This window comes from Bradyrhizobium sp., from assembly GCF_049586575.1.
In the GTDB taxonomy this organism is placed as follows: domain Bacteria; phylum Pseudomonadota; class Alphaproteobacteria; order Rhizobiales; family Xanthobacteraceae; genus Bradyrhizobium.
In genome coordinates, this window is the sequence record NZ_JBAVCF010000265.1 from 1 (window position 1) to 8,250 (window position 8,250).

Below are 8,250 nucleotides of genomic sequence, written 5' to 3' on the forward strand. Positions count from 1 at the left end.
CCTGTACGACAAGATCTGGAACGACCACCTGGTTCACGAAGCCGATGACGGCACCTGCCTGCTCTATATCGATCGCCATCTGGTGCACGAAGTGACCTCGCCGCAGGCCTTCGAGGGCCTGCGCACCGCGGGACGAAAAGTTCACGCGCCAGAGAAGACGCTCGCGGTCGTCGATCACAACGTGCCGACGTCCGATCGAACCAAACCCAATCCAGATCCCGAAAGCGCCGAACAGATCGCCGTGCTGGCAGAGAACGCCAGGTATTTCGGCATCGAATACTTCAACGAGTTCGATCGCCGTCAGGGCATCGTCCACGTGATCGGCCCTGAACAGGGCTTTACCCTGCCGGGCACCACCATCGTCTGCGGCGACAGCCACACTTCGACTCATGGCGCGTTTGGCGCACTGGCGCACGGCATCGGCACCTCCGAGGTCGAGCACGTGCTGGCGACGCAAACCCTGATCCAGAAAAAAGCTAAAAACATGCGCGCGGTCGTCGACGGCAAATTGCCCGACGGCGTCACCGGCAAGGACATCATCCTGTCGATCATCGGCGAGATCGGCACCGCCGGCGGCACCGGTTATGTGCTCGAATACGCCGGCGAGGCGATCCGCGCGCTCTCGATGGAAGGCCGCATGACCGTCTGCAACATGTCAATCGAAGGCGGCGCGCGCGCCGGCATGATCGCGCCAGACGAGAAGGCGTTTGAATTCCTGAAGGGCCGCCCGAAATCCCCGCAGGGCGCGGCTTGGGATGCAGCCTTGCACTACTGGGAGAGCCTGCGCAGCGACGAGGGCGCGCATTTCGATCACGAGATCCGGCTCGATGCCGCCACGCTGCCGCCGATCGTCACCTGGGGTACTTCGCCGGAAGACGTGGTTTCGATCGCCGGCCTCGTGCCCGACCCCGACAAGATCGAGGACGAGGCGAAGCGGATCTCGAAGCACCGGGCATTGAGCTACATGGGGCTGAAGGCCGGGACGAAAATCACCGACATCAAGCTCGACCGCGTCTTCATCGGCTCCTGCACCAACGGCCGGATTGAGGATTTGCGCGCGGCGGCGAAAATCGCCGAGGGCAAGACGGTTAACGCCAACGTCTACGCGATGATCGTCCCGGGCTCGGGGATCGTGAAGGAGCAGGCGGAAGCCGAGGGCCTCGACAAGATCTTCGTCAAGGCCGGATTCGACTGGCGCGAGCCGGGCTGCTCGATGTGCCTCGCCATGAACCCGGACAAGCTCAAGCCCGAGGAGCGTTGCGCGTCGACCTCGAACCGCAACTTCGAGGGCCGCCAGGGCTTCAAGGGCCGCACCCATCTCGTTTCGCCCGCCATGGCGGCGGCTGCCGCGATTGCCGGGCACTTCGTCGATATCCGGGAGTGGCGATAAAGCGTCCATCGCCTCAACATCGATAGATCGTTGAAGGAAGTCGTTAAGCAGTTGGGCGCAGACTTGCCGGCCTGAGAAGGCGTTTGCGTGTCGCGAGGGAAGCCCGTCATGGCCGACAAGTCCGAATTCGTCGATATGATCAGCGAGGCGACGCGGCAAGTGCGGCGGCGTGTGATGATGCGCGTCAAGGAGCCGGTCGCCAAGGAAGCGTCGCGAATGGGCCACTGGCCACCGGATCGCCTAGAGCAATGGCGAATGGAAAATCTGACGCCCTGGAAGCTCAAGCCCTGGAAGATCAAGGACTGGGTTTGAAGGCGCTGTCGCGCGGCGCGTGAACGAGACCTGCCGCGCCATCTGCCCAAAATGATCGGCTTCGTAGCAAAGGGATCAGGCGCCCCTTCGGGCGCCTGACTCACCTCACCTACCGTGTCTCGAACCTCAACGCTAGGCGCGATGATGTCTGCGGTGATGGTGGCGCCGATGGATACGATAGTGACGTACGGCGCGATGATGACAGACGACGCGCGGGCCGTGCACAGTCAACACCCGGTGGCAGCCTCCAGCAGCGACAAAGGCGGGGTAGACGGGGGGATAATCGTAATAATCGGGATAGTCATACGGGTAGTCGTCGTAATAGACGCCGCCGATAAAAGCTCCGCGGAAGTGACGCCGGTGGCCAAAGGCACGGCCGGCAAATCGGGGAGACCCCGCAACGGCAACTCCCGCGCCGATCGCACCGCCTCCAATGGCAGCGCCACTAAAGCCGCGACCAAAACCCGCACCGCCGCCGCCACGGCCGCCACCACCGCCCCCGCCATGACCACCGCCGCGGACTTCAATCATCCGTCCATCGACAACCGCCTTGCTGACGGCAGCCATCCCCGGATTGACCGGCGACAGCGCTTCGGCGCGCTGGCCGGCGATAGCCGATACCATCAGCAGCGCCGCAACCGCGCCCAACGAACGGCGCGCGAAAACTGAAATCGTCGACATGGACATCGTCCTTCCGGTTGCTGCTGCAAAACAAAATTCTCAGACGTCTGTGACCGGCGCTTTCAAAGCGTCGTTTTCGACGTGCGATATTTTTAGCTGGATCGGGTTCTTGGTCTCAAATTAGAAACCGCTAGCTGAACGCGCCATGAATGTGCGGGTCACAGTTTGAGCTAAAGCCGATGCGGCGCGCTCACGCAAAAACACATGATCGTCATCATATGCGGCACAGGGGATGCGACCTAGCGACACCCACAAAAACCAGGTCCGCGTGTTGCGGACCTGTTTGAGCTCGGATGAGCTTACCAGTGGCGACGATGCCAACGGTGATGCCAACGGACTTCCGTCGTCGAAGCCTTCGAGCTTTGCTGGATCGCAGTGGCGGTGGCAGGATTTGCCATCGTCAGCGCCTGGGCTTGCTGAGCCGGAGCGGCAAGGACCAATACCGCACCAATCGCAGCGAGGCCCAGAACTCTCGTCATCCTCATTAATATCTCCCTTTGGTGATCGGATGCCGTGCCAGCAGCCACGCGACCGACCTAACTAGCCGCTCACCGCAGCGCAGACCGTAAAGCTGGAGGGGAGCGACGCGAATTGAAAGCGATTACCTGCGCCAGCGACCTCAATGCACGGCGCGCCTTCGAGTTCCATGCTTTCGGCGCAAGATTTAATATGCTGCTAAAAACCTGAGCGGGCCCACAGCCGTATCTCGCGGCAAACACGGTCGGAGATCGCGATGCGCTTTCCTCCTTGGTGGCGGGCACGTCACACCGCCACGGCAGTATTCTTGCCGACGTTGACGTTGGCCTCTGCGGCGCTCGCCTCTCAAGGCCCCGGCGGACGTCCTGGCACCGCTGGCCCATTGACGCAGCTCGTGATGGCGATCGTGGTTTACGGCGGCGCGGCCTTGATTCTGGCCGCCGCAATTTTCGAGTCGCTCAGGCGAAAGGTTTAGAGAAGCGTTCAGCGCCACACGCAGGTCATATGCGGCACAATGACGGTGCCGCTCGGCCGGTATTCCTGAACATAGGATGCATTGCATACCCGAACGGCATTCGGGCCCGGATTATAGCGCGGATAAACACCGTCGGGCTCGGCCTGGGAACGGGGATAAATACGAAGCCGCCGCGGCGGGCGGGCTGGCTGCGCGAAGGGATACCCGGACGAGGCTGCCTGCGCGGTTCGCGTGAGCTGCGACGCCGCCTGCGCTTCGGCGTCCGCGGCAAGCAGTGAAAACGCGCCGGCAACGACCCCCAATATTGCTAACTTCCCGATGCGCATGATGACGCAGGCCCCAACCAATTATTTCCCCTACGGTCTCCGATTGCAGCGGCAACGTCAACCGGCAAAGAACGCGCTCCTGCCGGCGAAAGCCGGTTCCAACGCCACTGCGAAGGTGCTCTAAACGGGGCATGTGGACTTCCGCCAAAGCGCCCTCGCTCGCCGAACTGGAGACGATCGCGCACGACATTCTGGCGCGTCTGCCAAAGACCTTCCGCGACCTCTGTGCGGGCGTCGTGATCCGGGTGGAGGATTTTCCGACGGAAGAGATTCTCGACGAGATGGGCGCGGAAAGCGAATTCGACCTGCTCGGCCTGTTCCAGGGCACCGGCCTGCCGTACCAAAGCGATAGCGACATCGCCCGGTTGCCCAATCTGATCTGGCTCTACCGGCGGCCGATCCTGGACTACTGGGCCGAGCATGACGAGGCATTGGGGCGGATCGTTCGTCACGTGCTGATCCACGAGATCGGGCATCATTTCGGCCTCTCCGACGAGGACATGGCTGCCATTGAGGCCTCGGCGGATTGAGGCGGCTTTTTGCCCTTTTATGCGGGCTGCATTCGCGATAAACCACCGATCCAAATTGCTTCTCATCCATTCCAACCAAGAAGTGCACCGATGGAAAAATTCACGACGCTGGAAGGCGGCGCGGCGCCGCTGAAGATCATCAATGTCGACACCGACATGATCATCCCGAAGCAGTATCTGAAAACCATCAAGCGCACCGGCCTTGGCAAGGGTCTGTTCTCGGAGCAGCGCTACAAGGATGACGGCAGCGAAAATCCGGATTTCATCCTCAACAAGCCAGCCTATCGCAACGCCAAGGTGCTCGTTGCCGGCGACAATTTCGGCTGCGGTTCAAGCCGCGAGCACGCGCCATGGGCGTTGCTCGATTTCGGCATCCGCTGCGTGATCTCGACCTCGTTCGGCGACATCTTCTACAACAACTGCTTCAAGAACGGCATCCTGCCGATCCGCGTCAGCCAGGAAGATCTTGATAAGCTGTTCGACGACGCCGAGCGTGGCGCCAATGCGACGCTGACCATCGATCTTGCCAATCAGGAAATCCGCGGGCCCGACGGCGGCACGGTGAAGTTCGAGATCGATCCGTTCCGCAAGCACTGCCTGATGAACGGACTCGACGATATCGGTCTCACCATGGAGAAGAAGTCGTCGATCGATGCCTATGAGGCCAAGCTGAAAGAGCGCGCCTGGGCCTGAGAGTTCGTCCTGACGCGTTTTCTCGAACCAGTTTCCCCTTCGCTTGAAAACGCCGCGTGGGTGACGCTTGCCAATTGACATTGTCACCTTCTGGCACGGTCCGCTCGATAGCTTGCGCAGGCTATGCCTGCGCTCGCAAGTCGCCGCAGGCCACAAGGTAACCATCTATAGTTTTGAACCGCTCGCGCAATTGCCTGACGGCGTGGCCAACGCGGAGGCCGAAGCGATCCTGCCGCACGCTTTCGCTGAACGCTTGCGCCCCGCAAGGCCCGATGGCGTCTGGATCGACCGGACCATGCTGCAATTTTCGGATTTCTTCCGGATGCGGCTGATGACGAGAAACGCCGGCCTCTGGCTCGATGCCGACGTTCTGCTGCTCAGACCTGTGGAGCTCGATCCGGCAAAACCCTATTTTGCCTGGGAGCGCCCGCGCCAGCTCGGCAATTCAGTTTTGTATCTGCCGCCAAACGATTCGATCGCCGCAGCTTTTGAATCCTTGATGGCGCAGGACGAACTGACGCCGGACTGGCTTTCATTGCAGCATCGCCTGACTTTCATGCTGCATAGATTGCGCGGAACCAAGCGCATCTCCGACGTGCGATTAGCGATCTTTGGTCCCGCGGCGCTGACTGCGCTCGCCCGCCGTGCCCGCGAGTTGAACTACGCCTTGCCGAAAAAATCGTTCTATGCCGTTCATGCCGAGCCGAAGCTGTTTTTCGAACCGCGCGATTTTTCAGCCCTGATCGGCGACCCCGACATCACAGGCTTTCACATTTCACCCAAGGGGCGCGGCAATCAGCAACCCCTGCCCGGCAGCCTGCATGCATGGGCGGCGGAGAAATTCAAGTAGCTCGCTTGGTCGTCTCCAGCTCTCGCCATAGCGATGAGCGAACGAGACGAAGCCATCCGGCATTTTGCTTTACCTCAGCCTATTGGATCGCGGAGCCTGTCATCGGGCGCGCATTTCGCGCGACCCGTTGGCTCGCGCTCGCGATGACGAGGTTAGCTCCCCATCGCCGCGATCGAATCCGCAATCGCAATGGTTCGGCGCGCCATGTCGGCGTGCAGCCGCTCCACCATCTGGCCATCGAGCGAGATGGCGCCGCGCGAGGCGTTTTCCGGCCGCTCAAAGGCCGCAATGATCTTGCGCGCCCGCGCCACTTCTTCTTCCGGCGGCGTGAAGATCACGTTGCAGGCTTCGATCTGGCCGGGGTGGATCAGTGTCTTGCCGTCGAAGCCGAGATCGCGCGCTTGCACGCATTCCTGATTGAAGCCGTCGATATTGCTGAAATCGCTGTAAGGCCCATCAAGGATTTCGAGGCCATAGGCGCGGGTAGCGAGAATGCAGTGGATGATCATCGGCAGCATGATCGCCCGCCCCGGCTGCATGCGGATCCGCGTCTCGCGCGAGATGTCGTTCGGACCGAATACAAAACCCGCCAACCGCGGCTCGACGTCGCGCGAGGCCGCCGCAAGCTCCTCGGCATGAAGTACCGCGCGCGCCGTCTCGATCATGGCCCAGAGCCGGATCGACGGATCGGCCTTCGCGTCGCGCAAGGCAGAGGCAATGGTAGCAAGATCGGCCACGCTGGAAACCTTGGGCACCAGGATGGCGTGGGGCCGCGCCTTGGCCGCCATCTTCACGTCGTCGGCCCAAAACGGCGTATCGAGCGCATTGGTCCGGACCCAGATCTCGCGCTTGCCGAATCCGCCGGCCCCGATCGCCTGCGCAATCTGGTCGCGCGCCAGTCCCTTGGCCTCCGCGGCCACCGAATCCTCGAGATCGAGAATGATGGCATCGGCCGGGAGGATACGCGCCTTTTCCAGCGCACGCGTGTTCGATCCGGGCATGAACAGGAGGCTGCGGCGCGGGTGGGTCATTTTTCCGTTCCTTTTTGATGACCAGCGCGTGACGGATGAAACCAGAACCGGCGTGGCCCATTATTTGAGCGTGATCTTTTCCGGCCACGGCTTAACATTTCAATCCGCCCTTCGAAAGGCTTGTTCCGGCCTGCGGCATATGGTTAGCAATCGACATGTCATCGTTTCCGCCACTCCTGCTTGACGGGTACCGGACTTTCCGGACACAGCGGCTACCGACCGAGCAATCGCGCTACCGCGAATTGTCCGAACGCGGCCAGTCGCCGGAAATCATGGTGATCGGTTGCTGCGATTCGCGGGTTTCGCCGGAAGTGATCTTCGATGCCGGCCCCGGCGAACTGTTCGTAATGCGCAATATCGCCAATCTGGTGCCGGTCTATCAACCGGACGCCAATGCGCACGGTGTATCGGCGGCCTTGGAATACGCGGCTTCAGTGCTTCGCGTAAAACACATCGTGGTGCTTGGCCACGCCCAATGCGGCGGCATCCGCGCCTTTATCGACAAAGCCGCGCCGCTGTCACCCGGCGACTTCATCGGCAAGTGGATGGCGATGTTCATCAAGCCCGGCGAGGTCGTCGAGCAGCGCAGCCATGAGACCATGCAGAAATTCGTTGAGCGGATCGAGAAGGCCGCGGTGTTCCGCAGCCTGGAAAACCTGATGACGTTCCCCTTCGTGCGCAAAGCGGTCGAGCGTGGCGACATGCGTTTGCATGGCGCCTATTTCGGCGTAGCCGAAGGATCGCTGTTCGTGCTCGATGAGGCGACCAAGGAATTTCGGAGCGTCGTCAAAGCGGCGTAGCCGGACGACTGGGGAATGCCAGCAGCGAATGGAAAATCAAGATTCCCTATTCGCTACCGTGATTGCTGCCCCATCGGTCGGATAAAGCCAGAATCAACGCCGAGATTACAAATACCAGGTGCACGCCGACCAGCCAGGCCAGTTTCTGGGGTTCGAAGACCGTGTCGATGCTCATAAAGGCCTTCGCGACGATCGGGAGGAACTCGCTGCGAGCAATGCCGGGACTTCAGATCGGCGGCACCAGGATTTGGCCGATAGGGAGCCGGTTGTTCGGTCACCGCGATCCAGCTCCGTATCTCGTGCCGCCTTTATGCTGCTTTTTTACGCGGCCTTTTTCTTGGCGCTGAGCAGTTTGCGGTTGATGAGCACTTCGGCGATCTGAATCGCGTTCAGCGCCGCACCCTTGCGCAGGTTGTCCGAAACACACCACAGCACGAGCCCGTTATCCACCGTCGCATCGGCGCGGATACGGCTGATATAGGTGGCGTCCTCACCGGCGGCCTCGTAAGGCGTGACGTAACCGCCGGGTTCGTGCTTGTCGATGACAAGACATCCGGGCGAACGGCGCAGGATATCGCGCGCCTCATCCGGAGAGATCGGATTCTCGAACTCGATATTGACCGCTTCCGAATGCCCGACGAACACCGGCACGCGCACGCAGGTGGCGGAGAGCTTGATCTTGGGA

General features: G+C 61.2%; 11 protein-coding genes and 1 pseudogene. 7 read left to right on the forward strand and 5 right to left on the reverse strand.

What is annotated here, in order from left to right; translation table 11 throughout:
- Position 1 precedes the first annotated feature (1 nt).
- Both leuC and WB528_RS10015 read left to right on the forward strand, forming a co-directional pair.
- Positions 2–1,390, forward strand: a complete 1,389-nt coding sequence (leuC, locus tag WB528_RS10010; RefSeq protein ID WP_423888260.1) for a 3-isopropylmalate dehydratase large subunit — start codon at positions 2–4, stop codon at positions 1,388–1,390.
- Between the two features lie 108 nt (positions 1,391–1,498).
- Positions 1,499–1,702 (forward strand): hypothetical protein, encoded by a 204-nt coding sequence (locus WB528_RS10015; RefSeq protein WP_423888261.1) that lies wholly within the window; start codon positions 1,499–1,501, stop codon positions 1,700–1,702.
- 132 nt (positions 1,703–1,834) lie between these two features.
- On the opposite strand, the gene WB528_RS10020 is transcribed toward WB528_RS10015, so the two are convergent.
- Complete coding sequence (locus WB528_RS10020) at positions 1,835–2,383, reverse strand: hypothetical protein (protein ID WP_423888262.1); 549 nt, start codon at positions 2,381–2,383, stop codon at positions 1,835–1,837.
- Positions 2,384–3,116: 733 nt separating this feature from the next.
- On the opposite strand from WB528_RS10020, the gene WB528_RS10025 reads away from it, so the two are divergent.
- Positions 3,117–3,335: a hypothetical protein gene (locus WB528_RS10025; RefSeq protein ID WP_423888263.1), complete on the forward strand. Its 219-nt coding sequence runs from the start codon at positions 3,117–3,119 to the stop codon at positions 3,333–3,335.
- An 8-nt stretch (positions 3,336–3,343) separates the two neighbouring features.
- Here the strand turns inward: WB528_RS10025 and WB528_RS10030 are convergent, their stop codons facing one another.
- A complete protein-coding gene (locus WB528_RS10030; protein WP_423888264.1) occupies positions 3,344–3,661 on the reverse strand; it encodes a hypothetical protein in 318 nt (105 codons plus the stop codon).
- A gap of 131 nt (positions 3,662–3,792) precedes the next feature.
- Here WB528_RS10030 and WB528_RS10035 point away from each other — a divergent pair, with 131 nt between their 5' ends.
- The 3 genes from WB528_RS10035 to WB528_RS10045 all read left to right on the forward strand — a co-directional run bounded on the left by WB528_RS10035 (position 3,793) and on the right by WB528_RS10045 (position 5,734).
- Positions 3,793–4,191, forward strand: coding sequence for a metallopeptidase family protein (locus tag WB528_RS10035; protein ID WP_423888265.1), 399 nt, complete (start codon positions 3,793–3,795; stop codon positions 4,189–4,191).
- A 90-nt stretch (positions 4,192–4,281) separates the two neighbouring features.
- Positions 4,282–4,884, forward strand: a complete 603-nt coding sequence (gene leuD, locus WB528_RS10040) for a 3-isopropylmalate dehydratase small subunit (protein ID WP_423888266.1) — start codon at positions 4,282–4,284, stop codon at positions 4,882–4,884.
- Between the two features lie 67 nt (positions 4,885–4,951).
- The gene (locus WB528_RS10045; RefSeq protein ID WP_423888267.1) at positions 4,952–5,734 is read left to right on the forward strand and encodes a hypothetical protein; all 783 of its coding nucleotides are present in this window, start codon (positions 4,952–4,954) and stop codon (positions 5,732–5,734) included.
- 152 nt (positions 5,735–5,886) lie between these two features.
- Here WB528_RS10045 and WB528_RS10050 read toward each other — a convergent pair whose 3' ends face one another.
- Entirely contained in the window at positions 5,887–6,765 is an 879-nt protein-coding gene (locus tag WB528_RS10050) for an HpcH/HpaI aldolase/citrate lyase family protein (RefSeq protein WP_423888268.1), read from the reverse strand.
- A 155-nt stretch (positions 6,766–6,920) separates the two neighbouring features.
- On the opposite strand from WB528_RS10050, the gene WB528_RS10055 reads away from it, so the two are divergent.
- Positions 6,921–7,565: a carbonic anhydrase gene (locus tag WB528_RS10055; protein ID WP_423888269.1), complete on the forward strand. Its 645-nt coding sequence runs from the start codon at positions 6,921–6,923 to the stop codon at positions 7,563–7,565.
- A 46-nt stretch (positions 7,566–7,611) separates the two neighbouring features.
- On the opposite strand, the pseudogene WB528_RS10060 reads toward WB528_RS10055, so the two are convergent.
- Together WB528_RS10060 and WB528_RS10065 are read right to left on the reverse strand one after the other, a co-directional pair.
- Positions 7,612–7,755, reverse strand: a pseudogene (locus WB528_RS10060) (TIGR00645 family protein); the annotation flags it as partial.
- Between the two features lie 131 nt (positions 7,756–7,886).
- On the reverse strand, positions 7,887–8,250 hold a 364-nt coding region (locus tag WB528_RS10065), incomplete at its 5' end, for an Asd/ArgC dimerization domain-containing protein (RefSeq protein WP_423888270.1).

Excerpts from the sequence above, each read along its gene's own strand:
- WB528_RS10015 (WP_423888261.1), top strand. The coding sequence starts at position 1,499 with ATGGCCGACAAGTCCGAATTCGTCGATATGATCAGCGAGGCGACGCGG.
- WB528_RS10020 (WP_423888262.1), bottom strand. The coding sequence starts at position 2,383 with ATGTCGACGATTTCAGTTTTCGCGCGCCGTTCGTTGGGCGCGGTTGCG.
- WB528_RS10025 (WP_423888263.1), top strand. The coding sequence starts at position 3,117 with ATGCGCTTTCCTCCTTGGTGGCGGGCACGTCACACCGCCACGGCAGTA.
- WB528_RS10030 (WP_423888264.1), bottom strand. The coding sequence starts at position 3,661 with ATGCGCATCGGGAAGTTAGCAATATTGGGGGTCGTTGCCGGCGCGTTT.
- WB528_RS10035 (WP_423888265.1), top strand. The coding sequence starts at position 3,793 with ATGTGGACTTCCGCCAAAGCGCCCTCGCTCGCCGAACTGGAGACGATC.
- leuD (WP_423888266.1), top strand. The coding sequence starts at position 4,282 with ATGGAAAAATTCACGACGCTGGAAGGCGGCGCGGCGCCGCTGAAGATC.
- WB528_RS10050 (WP_423888268.1), bottom strand. The coding sequence starts at position 6,765 with ATGACCCACCCGCGCCGCAGCCTCCTGTTCATGCCCGGATCGAACACG.
- WB528_RS10055 (WP_423888269.1), top strand. The coding sequence starts at position 6,921 with ATGTCATCGTTTCCGCCACTCCTGCTTGACGGGTACCGGACTTTCCGG.